Source organism: Aeromonas sp. 600774, assembly GCF_049175075.1.
GTDB classification, from domain to species: Bacteria; Pseudomonadota; Gammaproteobacteria; order Enterobacterales; family Aeromonadaceae; genus Aeromonas; species Aeromonas veronii_A.
Genome location: NZ_JAAKUJ010000002.1, coordinates 233,337 through 248,549 on the forward strand (window position 1 = coordinate 233,337; position 15,213 = coordinate 248,549).

At 60.6% G+C, this 15,213-nt stretch carries 15 protein-coding genes; 3 read left to right on the forward strand and 12 right to left on the reverse strand.

Annotation, left to right across the window (positions count from 1 at the left end; all coding sequences use genetic code 11):
- Window positions 1-24: 24 nt before the first annotated feature.
- The 10 genes from G5171_RS04075 to G5171_RS04120 form a co-directional block, all read right to left on the reverse strand.
- The gene (locus G5171_RS04075) at window positions 25-240 is read right to left on the reverse strand and encodes a YdcH family protein (RefSeq protein WP_005337763.1); all 216 of its coding nucleotides are present in this window, start codon (window positions 238-240) and stop codon (window positions 25-27) included.
- A 285-nt stretch (window positions 241-525) separates the two neighbouring features.
- A complete protein-coding gene (locus tag G5171_RS04080) occupies window positions 526-1,116 on the reverse strand; it encodes a hypothetical protein (protein WP_204382038.1) in 591 nt (196 codons plus the stop codon).
- Complete coding sequence (locus G5171_RS04085; RefSeq protein ID WP_421243899.1) at window positions 1,113-2,474, reverse strand: MATE family efflux transporter; 1,362 nt, start codon at window positions 2,472-2,474, stop codon at window positions 1,113-1,115. The genes G5171_RS04080 and G5171_RS04085 overlap by 4 nt, the downstream gene beginning before the upstream one ends.
- A 121-nt stretch (window positions 2,475-2,595) precedes the next feature.
- Window positions 2,596-4,419: a SulP family inorganic anion transporter gene (locus tag G5171_RS04090; protein WP_421243898.1), complete on the reverse strand. Its 1,824-nt coding sequence runs from the start codon at window positions 4,417-4,419 to the stop codon at window positions 2,596-2,598.
- A 71-nt stretch (window positions 4,420-4,490) separates the two neighbouring features.
- A complete protein-coding gene (locus G5171_RS04095) occupies window positions 4,491-5,081 on the reverse strand; it encodes a nucleotidyltransferase family protein (RefSeq protein ID WP_421259869.1) in 591 nt (196 codons plus the stop codon).
- A complete protein-coding gene (locus G5171_RS04100) occupies window positions 5,068-5,328 on the reverse strand; it encodes a GNAT family N-acetyltransferase (RefSeq protein ID WP_005347229.1) in 261 nt (86 codons plus the stop codon). Before G5171_RS04100 ends, G5171_RS04095 begins: the two co-directional genes overlap by 14 nt.
- 203 nt (window positions 5,329-5,531) lie before the next feature.
- Window positions 5,532-6,716: an iron-containing alcohol dehydrogenase gene (locus tag G5171_RS04105; protein WP_421259870.1), complete on the reverse strand. Its 1,185-nt coding sequence runs from the start codon at window positions 6,714-6,716 to the stop codon at window positions 5,532-5,534.
- 18 nt (window positions 6,717-6,734) lie between these two features.
- The gene (locus G5171_RS04110; RefSeq protein ID WP_005361659.1) at window positions 6,735-7,253 is read right to left on the reverse strand and encodes a hypothetical protein; all 519 of its coding nucleotides are present in this window, start codon (window positions 7,251-7,253) and stop codon (window positions 6,735-6,737) included.
- On the reverse strand, window positions 7,234-7,854 hold the full coding sequence (locus G5171_RS04115) for a TetR/AcrR family transcriptional regulator (protein ID WP_421250405.1): 621 nt from the start codon (window positions 7,852-7,854) through the stop codon (window positions 7,234-7,236). Before G5171_RS04115 ends, G5171_RS04110 begins: the two co-directional genes overlap by 20 nt.
- 11 nt (window positions 7,855-7,865) lie before the next feature.
- Window positions 7,866-9,311, reverse strand: a complete 1,446-nt coding sequence (locus tag G5171_RS04120; protein WP_368171789.1) for a coniferyl aldehyde dehydrogenase — start codon at window positions 9,309-9,311, stop codon at window positions 7,866-7,868.
- 212 nt (window positions 9,312-9,523) lie between these two features.
- On the opposite strand from G5171_RS04120, the gene G5171_RS04125 reads away from it, so the two are divergent.
- The 3 genes from G5171_RS04125 to G5171_RS04135 all read left to right on the forward strand — a co-directional run bounded on the left by G5171_RS04125 (window position 9,524) and on the right by G5171_RS04135 (window position 11,447).
- Window positions 9,524-9,817, forward strand: coding sequence for a hypothetical protein (locus tag G5171_RS04125; RefSeq protein WP_005353197.1), 294 nt, complete (start codon window positions 9,524-9,526; stop codon window positions 9,815-9,817).
- 219 nt (window positions 9,818-10,036) lie between these two features.
- Entirely contained in the window at window positions 10,037-11,005 is a 969-nt protein-coding gene (locus G5171_RS04130; protein ID WP_368171788.1) for a nucleoside hydrolase, read from the forward strand.
- 106 nt (window positions 11,006-11,111) lie between these two features.
- Window positions 11,112-11,447: a DUF3634 family protein gene (locus G5171_RS04135; RefSeq protein ID WP_005347215.1), complete on the forward strand. Its 336-nt coding sequence runs from the start codon at window positions 11,112-11,114 to the stop codon at window positions 11,445-11,447.
- 88 nt (window positions 11,448-11,535) lie between these two features.
- Here the strand turns inward: G5171_RS04135 and G5171_RS04140 are convergent, their stop codons facing one another.
- Together G5171_RS04140 and G5171_RS04145 are read right to left on the reverse strand one after the other, a co-directional pair.
- Entirely contained in the window at window positions 11,536-12,741 is a 1,206-nt protein-coding gene (locus G5171_RS04140; RefSeq protein ID WP_337072794.1) for a cytochrome c, read from the reverse strand.
- Window positions 12,738-14,663, reverse strand: coding sequence for an FAD/NAD(P)-binding protein (locus tag G5171_RS04145; protein ID WP_337072793.1), 1,926 nt, complete (start codon window positions 14,661-14,663; stop codon window positions 12,738-12,740). The genes G5171_RS04140 and G5171_RS04145 overlap by 4 nt, the downstream gene beginning before the upstream one ends.
- Window positions 14,664-15,213 lie beyond the last annotated feature (550 nt).

A 15,213-nucleotide genomic window follows, 5' to 3' on the forward strand; every position in this document is an offset into this window, starting at 1 on the left:
TTATCCGGATTATCTTCGAGGCATCTATTGTGGATGTTGTTTGAGGATGTCGTATATCTCCTCTTTCAGTTTGAGTTTCTGTTTTTTCAGATCCCTCACCTCGGCGCTATAGTCGCTGGCGTGATGTTTTTCCAGCTTTCTAATCTCCGCATCCAGGTCGTTGTGCAAGTCAAACTTCTTCTGGAAATGGACATCACTGCTCTTCAGTTTCGAGATAAGTTCTCTGTACTCTGGGAACATGTAATGGAGCCTCCTTGGTTTCGCTTGATTGTGCCTTAGAGACCAAACTACCCCTTACCCCCCCAGATAAATGTGATCCGGATCCAATTCGGCAACAATGGTTTGCTGCATAAAGAATGTGGTTTTTAACTCGTTGAATCAAAAGCAGATCAGATATTCATTAGTCAGAGGGAGAGGGATAAACTGGAATCCTGATCACAGTTGTGACGGCGGGATGATGGTCGCGAGCCGGTAAACGGCAGCAAAAAAGGGGCATAGCGCCCCTTCATATAACCGGTATGGCATTTACTCTTTTTTCTTTTTCTTCTCGGGCAGCGGCTTGCCGTCGCGGTGGATCACCTTGCCCGCTTCAAAGCCAATCTGGGCGGCCAGCTCTTCCAGATCCGCCGACTTGGCCTGATCCCCGATGGCGTAGCGATAGTTGGCGATGGAGAGTTTGTCAGCCACCGGCGTGCCCGGGACGATAGGCTCGCGCCAGCCCTGGCCGATGTGGGCCACCAGGGTGCCATTCATCAACAGCTCGCCGACGATCTCCTGGGTCGGATTGCCCTTGCCGTATGTGAGACCCTGCGGGTGCTTCTTGCCGACCAGCGGCTCGTTGCTGGCGGGGATCAGCTTGGTGCGGATCAGCCACTTGGGCTTTTTGGTGTTGCCCACCGCCTTGCCGGTTTGGTACTCGTTGATCTTGATGGTCTTGATCATCTGGGCCATGAAGTCCTTGGTCAGCGCCTTCTGGGCGTCGCTGGTTTCATCGATGGCGATGGGGGCCACATACCAGGTCTGGGTGGCTTGAGCCTTGGGAGCGGCAGGGGCAGTTTGTGCCATGGCCAGGGGGCTGAGCAGGATGGCAGCCAGCAAGAGTCCTATCTTCTTCATTGTGATTCCGCTTTTGTTTCAACAAGAATTTTGTTTTGCCAGCGACGACTGCGCCAGCGCCAGAACATGGCCAGACCGCGCACCCACTCGTCGCAGGCCAGCGCCAGCCAGATACCGACCAGTCCATAACCCTGCATGATACCGAGGAAATAGGAGAGTGGCACGGCAATTCCCCACATGGAGAGCAACGCCATGTAGAGGGGGAAACGGGCATCCCCGGTGGCCCGCAGGGCGTTGATCACCACCAGATTGAAGGTGCGGCCGGGTTCGAGGATAAGGCTGATAAGAAACAGTTGCGCCACCTGCGTGATGATGTCGGCATCATCGGTAAAGAGGCTGATGATGGTACGGCCATTGAGGGCAGCCGCCACGGCGATGACGCAGGTGACTGCCAACCCCAGCTTGAGGCTCTTGAGCAGCTGTTGATAGGCGCGATCGAACTGCCTGGCACCTGCCAGATGACCGATGATGATCTCGTTGCCAAGGCCGATAGAGAGGCCAAACAGCAGGATAAACAGGCAGATCTGGAAGAAGTAGGATTGGGTCGCCAGCGCCTTGTCACCCAGCAGTCCGACAAAGGCTGTCACCACCATAAACTGCAGCATCCAGGAGAGATTCTCTCCTGCCGCCGGCAGGCCGATATGGAGCACCTTGCCCAGCATCTCCCGGCTGGGGTGGACGATATCGCGCACCACCAGGCGAATGCCGGTTTTGCGGGCTACCAGCCACACCAGCAGCACCACGCCCACCAGTCGGCCCGCGACCGTGCTGATGGCAACGCCTGCGACCCCCAGCTGGGGCAGACCGAACCAGCCGTAGAGCAGCAGCAGGTTGCCGACGAAGGTGATGAGGTTGACGATGAGGGTCACATACATCGCCTGACGGGTGTGGCCGTGAGCGCGCAGGGTGGCTGCCAGACAGAGGGCTGCCGCTTCCGGCAACAGGCAGAGACCGATGATCTGCAAGTAAAGCGTCCCGTCGCTCATCAGGTTGGCAGGCAAGTTCATCAGCGCCAGCATGGTGCTGGCCCCCGCCATCACGCCAATGGCCGCTACCAGACCGATCAGCAGGTTGAAGCCGATGGCGGTGTGGATCACCACCCGACTCTTCTCCCGATCGCCCGCCCCCAGATACTGGGTGATCACCACGCTGGTACCGATACTGACGAAGCTGAACAATGTGATGGCGAGATCGAACACCTGATTGCCGACCGCCAGCGCCGCCACTCCCTGATAGGAGACGTGACCCACCATGAAGGTATTGAGGGCGCCGGTCAGAAAGTGCAGGGCGAGATCGATAAAGAGCGGCCAGGTCAGCGTAAAGAGGGTGCCCGGGCCGGCGTGGGATTGAGATTGCATGGCATGTCCAACAGCTGGGAGGGCACGGGGGAGTGCCCTCTGGGGGCGCATTTAACACCAAGGCCAAGGCCGGTGCAATCCTTGTGCAGGATTGCACCGGCCAGGGGAGCAGGCCAAGGGATCAGGCAGGTGTGGCGCCCGCCTCCTGTTCGCTTGGCAGGGTGAGGCGAGCCGAGTCGGGCAGGGCATCATCCTGCGGCCAATTCGAGCGGATGGCATCTGTGGTACTCTCCACCACCGCATCATCCTTGAACACCGGCTCGCGGTAGCAGCGGGTCAGGCGCAGCGCCTGATACATGTCGGGGCAGAGGATGATCCCTTCATCGCCCACCCGCACGCCCGCCTGCTTTAGCCAGTGAGTCATCTGGCCGTGGCGACCCGCCATTACCATATGGATACCGCGCCGTTTCAGCTCTTTGTGCAGCTCTCCCACCATGCTCATCACGCTGATGTCCTGATGGGTGAAGCAGGCAACCGCATCGATCACCAGACACTTGGGGGCTCGGGGATCCTGCACCAGCAGGGCCAGCACCCGCCGCTTGAAATAGGGGGCATTGAAGTAGGTGAGCGGCGAGTTGAAGCGATAGACCAGAATACCCGGGATCGCCTTGGCCTGTTCGTTGTCCCCCAGGGTACGTACTACCCCCTCGTCATCCATGCCAAGCAGCTGGTCGGTGGGGCGCATCACATTGCGCAGGAACTGGAACAGCCCCAGCAGCACGGCAAGGGTGATCCCCGGGATCACCCCCATGGTGAGCACGCTGATAAAGGTGACCAGCGCCAGCCAGAAGGCGGAGCGATCGGAGTGGCGCAGGGCCCAGAGGCCGCGAAAATCGGTGAGCGACAGGGAAGCCATCACCAGCACCACCCCGAGGGCGGCGGTGGGAATGTATTTGAGCGGTGCCGTCAGATAGAAGGTGATGAAAGCGATCACCGCCGCGGCGATGATGGAGACCAGCTGACTCTTGCCGCCGTTAGCATCGTTGACCGCGGTGCGCGAATCCGCTCCGCTGATGGCAAAGCCTTGGGAGACCGCGGAGGCGAGGTTGGCCATGCCCAGCGCCCGGAACTCCTTGTCTGCGTCTATCTCGTAACCGTTTTTGGCGGCAAAGCTGCGGGCGGTCAGCATCATGGAGACGAAGCTCACCATGGCGAGGTTAAGGGCGGGCAGCACCAGCTCCCGCATCAGGCCGGGGGGAAATTCCGGCATCTGGAAGGCGGGCAGGCCGGAACCCACCGCCCCCAGGGTGGCGATATCAAACTGGCCGAGATTAAAGCCCCACACCAGCGCAGCGGTCACCACCATGGCCACCATGGAGGAGGGCCATGCCGGTTTGTAGCGCTTGGCCAGCAGCAGGGTGAGCAGGGCTACCAGACTCATGGCCAGGGTCGGCAGATGGGTCTGGGTAATATAGGTGGCGCCGCTGGCGATCCGCTCGATGAGGTAACGTTCGCTGAAAGTGAAGCCGAAGATTTTGGAGAGCTGGCCCACCATGATGGTGATGGCCACACCATTGAGCAGCCCCATCAGGATCGGGCGGGAGAGAAAGTCCGCTAGCACCCCCAGCTTGAAGCGGCTGGCAATCAGGCACCAGAAGCCGGTCATGGCGGTCATGGTCATCACCAGTTGCCAGTGACGGGTGGGGTCGCCTGCGGCCAGCGGCGTTACCACGGCGGCGATGACCGCACAGGTGGCGGCATCAGGGCCGACGATCAGCTGGCGGGAGGTGCCAAACAGGGCATAGACCAGCATGGGCAGGATGCAGGAGTAGAGGCCGACGATGGCACCCACCCCGGCAAGCTCGGCATAGGCGATGGCGACGGGCAGCGCCACTGCCGCCACCGAGAGTCCGGCGCGAAGATCTGGCATCAACCAGGCGCGCTGGTAATGCAGCAGGGCGGCGAGGCCCGGTAGCCAGCGTTCGAGAGAGAAGAAGTCGCGCATTATTTAACCCATTGAGTTACAACCAGCTTTTCCCCTAGTGTGCCCAAGGTTATCGAAAGATTGCAATCAGGTTATGGCCAGTTTACCTGAAGGTCAGGCCAGATAGCCTGCCAGCGTTTCTCCTTGATGCGCCGGGTAAAAATCTGTTTGTCCTGACGACATTTGGGGTTGGCACTCACTTGCAGCGACCAGTTGATGGCAAAGCCGTAGGGGGCAAGCCACTCGAACTCGCCATCCCGGGTGAGGCGTACGCCGATGCAGGTGGGCCCCTCGACCCAATGGCTGAGCGCCTCAAGGCTGCTGGCAAACGGCGCTACCAGCTGGCGAGTATGCATGCGGGCCTGATTGCGCACCTCCCACTGCTGGCCGGGCAGGCGTTTGGCGAGCCAAGCTTCGTGCTCCGCTTCGGCCAGCCCTTGCGGATCGGTTTTATCGAGATAGATAAGGTCGATATCGTTGAGCGGGGTGGGCACCGCCTTGTGGTGAAGGTGATCCCAGATGAGGTTGCGGATAAAACCGGCCCCCAGCGCCCAGTCGGGCAGATTGAGCTCGGCCGCGGCTTGCAGGCAGGCCATCCGCTGCGGATCGGCCCGCAGCAGGGCTTCTGTTTTGGCTTGGAATTGCTGTTCGAGGACGGTGTTCAGAGGTTCAGTTGTTGGCATTGCGGCGTAACCAGACATCAATGTAGCGACAGCTCGGCACTATAGTGAGCCCCTCCGCCTGAGTCCAGTTGAAGAAGGCGCGCGCCAGCTGATCGGCAATCCCCTGCACCCGCAGCTCGGGGGGGACGAAAGTACTGTAGGCGTCGATGGTCTTGGCATCGAGGCGCCGGTAGCGCAGTCTCGACTCTTTCCCCTCAACCATACAGATAAACTGTTGCTGGTTGGCCTGATGAATAATCTCGCTCATGGTGGGCACCTCTGGCATCAAGATGGTGTTGTTGGCACAAGATAGCGGTTAGCCAAGGTATAGAACAGATAATGAGAGCCCGTGGTCAATATCATCCCCCTTTGACAGAGGGCGCATCGATATCGCGATGTAGATCAAGGTGCCCGATGGTGAGTCGGGCACCGCGTTAGTGTCAGCACAAGATTATTGGCAAAGGGGAGGGATCAGACCCAGGCTCGCTCCAGCAGGGTGAGTAACTGCTCACGGTCGGCGTCCTTGCGATTGAACAGCAGGGCACCGTCGTTGACCGCCAGATCGCGGATCTCGGTCAGTAGCGAGCGATCGCTTACCCCAGCCTCGCTCATGGTGCGCGGCAGCTTGACCGCTTGCCACAAGGTGTCGCGCAGGGTGCGAATAGCTGTGATGGTCGCCTCCGCCCGCTGATGGGCCGGGGTGGCAGCAAAGCGCTCTGCCCCCACCAGCGGCAACAGCAGCCGGGCCAACTCGCTATCCACCTCGGGGCGGTTGTAGTCGAGCACGGTCGGCAAAAAGAGGTTCATGCACAGCCCGTGGGGCAGATGGCAGCGGGCTCCCAGACTGTGGCCGAGGGCGTGCACCAGCCCCACCATGGAGTTGGAAAAAGCCATGCCAGCCAGCGTGGAGCCTTCCGCCAGTTGCAGCCGCAGCTGTTTGTTTTGCGGCTCGTGGATGATTTGCGGCAGGGCGCTGGCGATCTTCTCCACTGCCATCAGGGCCAGCGCATCGCTCACCGGGTTCTTGGCGGTACCGATAAAGGCCTCGATGGCGTGGGTCATGGCATCCATGGCGGTAGCGGCGGTGATATTGAGGGGCAGTCCCTGGGTCAGGCGCGGGTCGAGCACCGCCAGCTGGGGCAGCAGGAAGGGGGAGGTGAAGGGCACCTTGCGCCCGCTCGCCTCATCCTTGATCACTGCAACCAATGTCACTTCTGATCCTGTGCCCGCCGTGGTGGGCACCACCGCCAGCGGCTTGAGGGGACGGGTCAGGCAACCGGCGCCCGAGTAGTCGAGCAGATGATCCCCCCCCATGGAAGTGAGAATGTTGACTGCCTTGGCGGTGTCGATGACCGAGCCGCCCCCCAGCGCCACCAGACTGTCGCAGTCGAGCTCGCGGTAGCGTTTGGCGATCCGCTCCACCACGGCAGTGGAAGAGTCAGCCGGGATCTCGTCCCAGATGGCGGCAACCGGCAGCTCCCCCTCGGCCAGCACATTGGCCAGCAGGGTGGCAAGGCCGGTGGCATTGACCCCCTTGTCGGTCAGCAGCAGCGGGCGACGGGCCCCGAGGCTGGCCAGCTCGCTGGCCAGTTGCTCCAGCGCCTGTTCACCGGCCAGCAGTTTGACCGGGCAGAAAAAATCGTAATAGCGGCTCATTTCAAGGCTCCTTGCGCGTTAGCCGGTCACCAGACCCAGATAGATGTTGCAGGCCCGGCCGATCTTGTTGGTCGGGGCGGGATAGTGGCGCAGCAGAGGCCGCGCGATAAAGGCGGGCAGGATCAGGGACTGCAACTGCTCAAGCCCCCGTACCAGATGCATGGCAACGGTCAGATCTCCCTCCACCAGCAGCCGGTTTTCGCCAAATGCCTGATTGACCCCGAGCCGAAAACTCAGGGCGCGAAAGGCGATATTGGGATGCTTGAAGCGCACCCGTAGCGGATGGATGGTGGCATGAGGGGCGACTGGCGCGCCGGGATACCAGCGGCCACCCTGCTTGTGCATGTTCATGGCGTAGCCGATGCCGCCCACTTCGAGGCGAATAGCCAGCCCGTCCGGCAACGGCGCCAATTCACGGCGCACTGCCTCGTCGGTGCGGGCGGCGCGACAGAGGGTGCGACCCACCACCCAGAGCAGAGTGGTGATCCAGAGGCGGCGGCCAAGGGCTGCCGCAGGTTCAAACATCCGTGTTTGCATGAGGATTGGCTCCTGAGATGGCTGACCAGAAGAGGGCGAACGCACTGGCTTGCCAGTAGTCGTCCTCTCCCAGCTCCGGTTGATCGACAAACAGTGATGCGCAGGCGAGGAACTGGCCCTGACACACCTCCAGCAACAGTGGCGCGGGAGCCTGCATCAGCTCGCCGCTGGCCTGCCCCTTTGCCAGCAGGGCTGGCAGAAAGCGCAGGGCATCGTTCAGGATCTGGCTGCGGGCCGGTCTGGCCAGCAGCGGAGAGTGAAAGAAGCCCAGCACGAATTTGAGCTCATTGGGATGCGCGAGCATCCACCCCATCGCCAGCTGCCAGTAGTGGCGGGTCTGGTCGTACAGCGGCAGGGTGGGATCTGCTTCATGGATGGCGCTCCCCATCCGGGTCTTTACATCCTGATAGAGGGCGAGGATCAGCGCCTCCTTGCTCGGAAAGTGGTGGAACAGAGTGCCGTTGGCCACCCCGGCCGCCTTGGCGATACGGGCGGTGGCGGCCCCCTGCAGGCCATCTTCGGCGCAGAGGGCGAGGGCGGCATCCAGGATCTGGCGGCGCTTGTCGGTCATGGTTTGTGGCTGCGGGATAGCCGGCTTCATTGTCATCTCCATCAGCGCAGGAAGAAGGCCATCATCAGCTTCTGGATCCAGCTGTGGTAGGGGGGATGGATCAGGGAGCCGGTGGTGAACTTGCCGCGGGTCAGCACGGTTTTTGCCTTGGAGAAGGTAAGAAACCCCTCGTGGCCGTGGTAGTGGCCCATGCCGGAGGCGCCGATGCCGCCAAACGGCACATCGTCGGCAGCCACCTGAAACAGGCTCTCGTTGATCGCCATGCCGCCGGAGTGGGTCTCCCGGGTCACTCGCGCCTGCAACTCGGGATCGAAGCTCATCAGATAGAGGGCCAGCGGGCGGGGCCGCTCGGCCACATAGGCGAGCGCCTCCTCCAGGGTGTCGTAGGGGATGAGCGGCAGCAGCGGCCCGAAGATCTCCTGCTGCATTACCTGACACTGACCCGGCACCCCGGTCAGCAGATGGGGCACCAGCAGGCGACGCTGGTCGTCGCGGGCCGGGCTGCCACAGGGATGGAGCTGGGCACCCGCCTGCTCGGCTTCATCGAGCCAGCTGACGAGACGTTGATACTGGCGGTCGTTGATGATGGCGCCGTAGTCGGCGCTATTGAGCCCCTGCGGGTAGAGCTTGCTGAAGTGGCGGCGATAGGCGGCGATAAAGTTATCCACCTCGCTGCGGGGCAGCAGCACATAGTCGGGGGCGACGCAGATCTGCCCGGCGTTGAGGCTCTTGCCGAAGATCATCCGCTCGACCGCGGTGGCGACCGGCATGTCGGGGGCGATGAGACAGGGGCTCTTGCCACCCAGCTCAAGGGTGAGGGGGGTGAGCTGGGGCGCGGCGGCGGCCATCACCAGCTTGCCCACCATGGTGGAGCCGGTAAAGAGCAGGTGATCGAACGGCAGTGAGCTGAACGCTGCCGCCATCTGGGCATCTCCCTCGATGATGGCGATCTCGTTTTCGTCAAACACGCTGGTGAGCATGGTGCGCAGCACGGCGTTGGTATGAGGGGTGAACTCGGAGAGTTTCAGCATCGCCCGGTTGCCCGCCGCGATGGCGGTGATGAGGGGGCCAAGGCTCAGCATCACCGGAAAGTTCCACGGCACGATAATGCCGACTACCCCGAGCGGCTGGAAGTGCACCTCCACTTTGGCGGGGGCCAGCAGCAGGCCGGTGTGACGGCGGTGGGGCTGCATCCAGCGTTTGAGCCGCTTCTGGGTGTAGTTGATCTGCATGATGCAGGGCAGCACATCGGCGATCAGGCTGTCGTAGTGGCTGCGCTGACCATAATCTGCCGCCAGCGCCTTGCACAGCTGTCCCTTGTGGGCGAGCAACGCCTGTTTGAGTTTGGTCAGCTGCGCCCGGCGCTCGGCCAGGGTAGGCATGGGGTGAGCCAGACTCGCCCGCTTGAGCCGCGCCAGCTGATCCGGCAGGGACATCTTGATGGCGAGGATATCCTCAGGAGTGTGTTGAAGCTGCGCCGCACCCATGTTGTTCTCCGCATGAAAAATGACCGACTGATTAGTCGGTCTAAATCTAGCTGTTTGTTACCGGAATGTAAAGCTGGCAAGCTGTCTGCCGTTCACCATGAGCCGGACGCAAGAGAGAACTGTGTGTCTCCCCACACTTTTGTGGTTTGCTCGTTGGTGACTTATCTAATAAGGGGTAGTTTTTGGCTATTAACCTACACGGAGAGAGCACTATGACCAGGGAACTGAACAGCTTGTTGGCCCGGCTTGAAGATGTGGTTGAGCGGATGCCGGATTGCTTCAACACCTACGAATTCGCCCAGAAGCTGGCACTGCAATATCAGCCGGAATTCTTTGCCGCGGGCCACTCTCTGGCCGAGCACGAGGGCAAGGTACTGCGGGTGCTGCACCAGAAGATCGCCGAAGCGCTGGCGGGCAGCGAGATGGTGATTGAAGGGGCTCTGCTCCCCTGCGTCACCCCCTGGGGGGAGAAGGCGACCTCACCGCGTTGGCACCGCAAGCACTGAGGATCCGGTCAGGCAGATCACTGCCAGATAGCAGATAACGAACAACGATAAAGGGCGCGGCGCTGGCAACAGGGCCGCGTTTTTTATGCTAATTGTCGCCAGCAGCGCCCCCGCTGCCGGGAGCAAAGGCCCGCTCTGTGATCCCATGCCGGGATATGGGGCCGTCAGCCGGGTAGACTCTCCCTTTTGTCGCAGGGTTTGTCACCGTAGGAATTTCTCATGACCCATAAAATCATTCTGGATACCGACCCGGGTATCGACGATGCCATGGCCATCCTGTTTGCCGAGGCCCACCCCGCCATCGAGCTGCTCGCCATCACCACTGTTTTTGGTAACGCCACCATCGACAATGGCACCCGCAACGCCCTCTGGCTCAAGCAGAAGTACGGCATGAAGGCGGATGTGGCCAAAGGTGCTGCCGCCCCGCTGCTGCGCGAGCCGGTTGGCCCCACCACCATAGTCCACGGCCCGAGCGGCTTTGGCGATATGGAGGCGGGGGAGGTGACTATCGCTCCGGATCCTCGCCCCGCTTGGCAATATATTGTCGAGGCGGTGAAAGCCGCGCCGGGGGAGATCACCATAGTCACTATCGGCCCGCTGACCAATCTGGCGCTGGCGCTACAACAGGCGCCCGAGATCGTCTCGCTGGTGAAACAGGTGGTAGTGATGGGCGGCGCCTTTGGCGTCAACGGCCATCGTGGCAACGTGACCCCCTATGCCGAGGCCAATATTCACGATGATCCCGATGCCGCCGACCGGGTCTTTACCGCCGATTGGCCTGTGGTGATCATCGGGCTGGACGTGACCCAGCAGAGCTTCTTCAGCAGCGCCTATCTTGATGAGCTCAAGGACAAGGCGGGAGAGCCGGGCCGTTTCCTGTGGGATGTGAGCCGCTTCTATCTGCGCTTCTACTCCGAGAAACTGGGGCTCTCCGGTTGCCACGTCCACGATCCGTCCGCCATCGCCTATGTGATTGATCCGACCCTCTTTACCCTGCGCGAGGGGCCGGTACGGGTTATCACCAGCGGTCCGGCCATCGGCCACACCCTGCAAAAGTTCGATGGCAAGCGCCACTCCCACGATGACTGGGCAGCCTATCGTCCGCAGCAGGTCGGGGTGGCGGTGCGTGATGAGGCGCTGCTCGCTCTCTATCGCGAGACGCTGGTGGGTTGGGGCAAGGATTGCTGAGCAAAGGGGCGCTATAGCGCTGAGGCGGGGGCTGTGATCGGCGCCAAACAATCGGGGCGCATGGCCGCTTATACTGCCTGATATCAAGAGCTTGGGAGGGATGAAGATGGCCTGGATTTCCTTGATCGTAGCGATTGCGCTGATCTGGTGGTTGATGAAGCTGGGGCGTGGCGCCCTGTTCGAGATCCGCCTTGCTCCCGGCAAGGTGGTGGTCAAGCAGGGCAAGGTCTCACCCGCTTTTATTGACCATGCCAAACAGATCCTGCGCCACGATACGGTACGCGGTCGCATTGTGGGGCAGCGCGATGGCGATGGTGTGAAGTTGATCTTCTCCCGCTCTATCCCCGAGCCGGTGGCCCAGCGGTTTCGCAATATCTTCCCCTATGGCGATTACCGCCAGCCAACGGCGCCACTGCCGGGGCCAAAATCCCGCAAGGGATAAGCACCGGAACGTGGTTAATCAATAGCAAACGGGCCTCCAGTGGAGGCCCGTTTTTTATGGCACTTGGCCAAGAGAGGGCTGACAGCCCTTACTCCTTGCCGTGCAGCTCGCGCTGGGCCTTGACCGCCGCTGCCTTGACGGCGGTGCCTTGATTGCCCCAGGAAGCGCGCAGGGTGTTGACCAGCTCGGCCACCTGTTCGTCGTTGAGAGCCCAGCCATAACCCGGCATATGGTAGCCGATATGCCCCTGCGTAATGGGCGTCTCGGCACCGTGTAGCAGCACGTTGATCAGGCTCGACGGATCGCTCGCCAGCACGGTGCGGTTGTTCACCAGCGAGGGAATGACGTGGTCATTGCCCTGGCCGTTGACCCCGTGACAGGTGGAGCAGTACATGGCGTAGTCCGCCTTGCCGCTGGCACTGGCATAGGCACGGGCCCCTTTCTCCGCGACCGGCTCATCTTTCAGATCGGTGAGATAGGTGGCGATGCTGGCCAGATCGGCGTCGCTGAAATACTGGCTGCTGTGAGTGATCACTTCCCCCATGGGGCCAGCGACCGCTTCATGTTGGCTGCGGCCGGTTTTCAGCAGATCGATCAGCGCCTGCTTGCTGTAACGGCTGCCGCGAATGTCGGGGGCATACCAGCCATCCAGCGCCGCCCCGCTTAGGTAGACAGGGTCCGCCTCAGTCAGCGCTTTCTCCTGCATGCCAAGCCCGCGCGGAGTGTGGCAACTGCCGCAGTGACCGGCACCCTGCACCAGATAGGCGCCACGGTTCCACTCTTCGCTCTTGCCTGCGACCGGGGTGAAGCGGCTGTCGTCGTGGTAGATCCAGTTCCATCCCATCAGCGGCCAGCGCATGTTGAGCGGCCAGGGGATGTCGCTCTCTTTGTTGGCGATGGCCAGCGGTTGCACCTCCTTCATCAGGTAGTGATAGAGATCTTCGAGATCCTTATCGCTCATCTTGGCGTAGGCGGTGTAGGGCATGGCCGGATAGAGGTGATGGCCGTCGCGGGCCACCCCTTCACGCATCACCTTGATGAACTCCGGCAGGCTGTAGTTGCCGATACCGTGGGTCTTGTCGGGGGTGATGTTGGTGGCAAATACGGTGCCGATAGGGGTCGGGAATCCTTTGCCGCCTGCCAGCGGCTTGCTGGTCTCGCTGGTGTGACAGGCGGCGCAATCGCCGAGCTTGGCCACGTATTCCCCCGCCGACATGGCGGGGGCTGCGTTGGCGGCAAGGGCGGGCAGAGCCAGCAGCAGGGCGCTGGCGGTCAGTGACAGGGCGCGGCTCATTGGGCACCTCCCTTGCTCATGGCTACCAGCTCGTTGACGGCGCGCCACGCTTCGTCGATGGCGGCGTGGGCGTAGGGGCTCCAGCCTGCATCCGAGTTGGCGATGGTGATGTTGCCGATCGGTTGGCGACCCAGCTCGATCCACTTCTCGCACTGCTCCTCGTCATCAAACAGGGTGTTGGTGATATAGGAGTAGCCGTGAGACCAGCGGTTGACCGTGATGGCGAGGATATCCTGCTCATGGTTGAAACCGGCGCTGCCGAGCATTCCCTGCAGTTGCTCGCGGATCATCTGCTCGTGCTGCTCGAATGGCATGCCGAGGATCATGGCGCGCCCCTTGCGGGACTGCTCGCGTGCCGACAGGCCGCTGCCCGGCAGGGTCGGTACATAGACCATGTGCAGGCACATGGGCTGATCCGGGTTTTTGGGATGCTCATAACCACCGAGGTTGACCGGATAGTCGAGTTTGACCCGACTGTAGGGGGCTGCGGGGGAGTAGACCTCGTGCACCCCCAGCTTGACGAATGCTTGCCAGTTCTTGATCACCACCTTGGTGTAGACCAGCGGCGCCTTGACGTTCTGGCGCAGAGCCTCCTTCTGGGGCTCCGGCATCTCGGGCACCATATAGGGGATCATCATGTTGTAGCCCGCCATGATCGACTGCTTGGCCCGTACCCGATGCAGCTTGCCCTCTTTGATGTAGGTGACATCCACCGCCAGCTTGCCATCGGCGAGGCGCACGTTTTTAGCCTGTAGCGCCGTGCTGCCAAGACGCAACCGTACCTTGTGCTCGGGCAGGTCGAGTTTGCTGTAGTCAAACTTGGCCAGCACCACATCCTGCATGGTGTGGCCCGGCGCCACCTGCGGGATGAGCTTGCGCACCATCAGTCGGGTGAGGCCGGCGTTGCCATCCGGGAAGTGGAAGATATACGGATCGTCCAGCTCCGCCTGCTCCTCTGCATCCAGCGGCGTCAGATTTAGGCCGTCGAACCCCGGCAAGGCGCAGAGGCGCGCATCGGCGCAGGCGGTGGCGTCGATGCCGACCGCCTGGAAGTCGTTGGTACGCTGCTGGAAGTAGGTGATTGCCCGCTCGCTCAGACCCACTTTATCGCGCAGGAAGGTTGTGTAGCTGTTGCGGGTGACCCACTCGTCCTGCTGCTCGCGGGTCATGCCGCTCAGGTAGTCGATCTTCGATTCGTGCAGGGCCAACAGGGCTGCTTTGTCGGCATCATCGAGGGGGAAGTCACCGATAAACTCCGCCAGCGGACGACCGTTAAGACGATCGCGCGGGATGTCATCCGCTACGTTATGTCCCGGATCCCCGTTCACTATCTTGTTGACGCCAAAGTGCTTCTCGTCGAAATAGACGCCGCGGCTCAGCCCCAGATCCGGATAGAAGGTTTGCTGGAACCCTTTGGCCAGCTCGTCGATGTTGACCTCCAGTGCCTTGAGCAGACCAAGCGCCACCGGGCTGTATACCGAACGCGGTGATTGCAGGGATTCACTGCCGCCGTAGCCCAGACGCAGGCCATCGGGGGTGGTGAACTCGTTGCGCTTGGCGTGGCCGCCAAAGTCGTCGTGGTTGTCGAGCAGCAGGATCTTCTTATCTGCGCCGAGCAGTTGCTGATAGAAGCAGGCGGCGGCCAGGCCGCTGATGCCAGCGCCGACGATCACCAGGTCGTACTCTTCCTCAAGAGGGAGATTGGCAAAGTCATACTGCTTGCCGTCACGGGCGATGCTGTGGGCCGGTTCGAAAGAGCCCGGGTGGTTACCGCGCAGGCCGGTGAGGGCGGGCGGGTAGGCCAAGGTTTTATCCGCCAGCGCGCTGCCGCCTTCGGCAGCCTTGAGCAGATTGATGGGGGCGATGCCTGCCGCAATGGTAATGGCAACGCCGTTGAGAAAATCTCTGCGTGTAATACTCATGGCAATACCTGCTGTATGAAAAATGGAAAAGCACAGAGTGGAATGGGTAGCTGACCAGCAGCAAGAGGACGCAACCTACCGCCATATTCGCATGGCGTCTATATAGTTTGATAATAACTTATTAAACAAATTATTCAAACAAGGGGCCAAGTGACAGACTTGTTCTGGTTAGCCGATTTTAAAAATAAACGCAGCAGAAATATAGGGCAGCTATCTGTGGGTGCATTTAACTATGTAAATGCAGATGCATTTAATTGGTCATTTATCATCGTAGCTAGCAGCTGTTTATTATTCATGCTGGAGGGCGAAATTTTAGCCTCATATATCCATATACTATGTGAGGTTTGTTGGTAGTTTAGTGTGCAGAGTTCAACTGTAATTTGAGATGGTAGTTCTGTTGATTAATTATAGGGAAAAGCACTATTTATAGTGACTTGGATGGTTGATTAACAATTTTCACATGCGTTCGCCAAGTTTTGCACAATCTCGGGATTAATTTTTCATGTTGTTTACATGTTCTGGTTCTGATCACAATGTTGCCCGTTTTTAC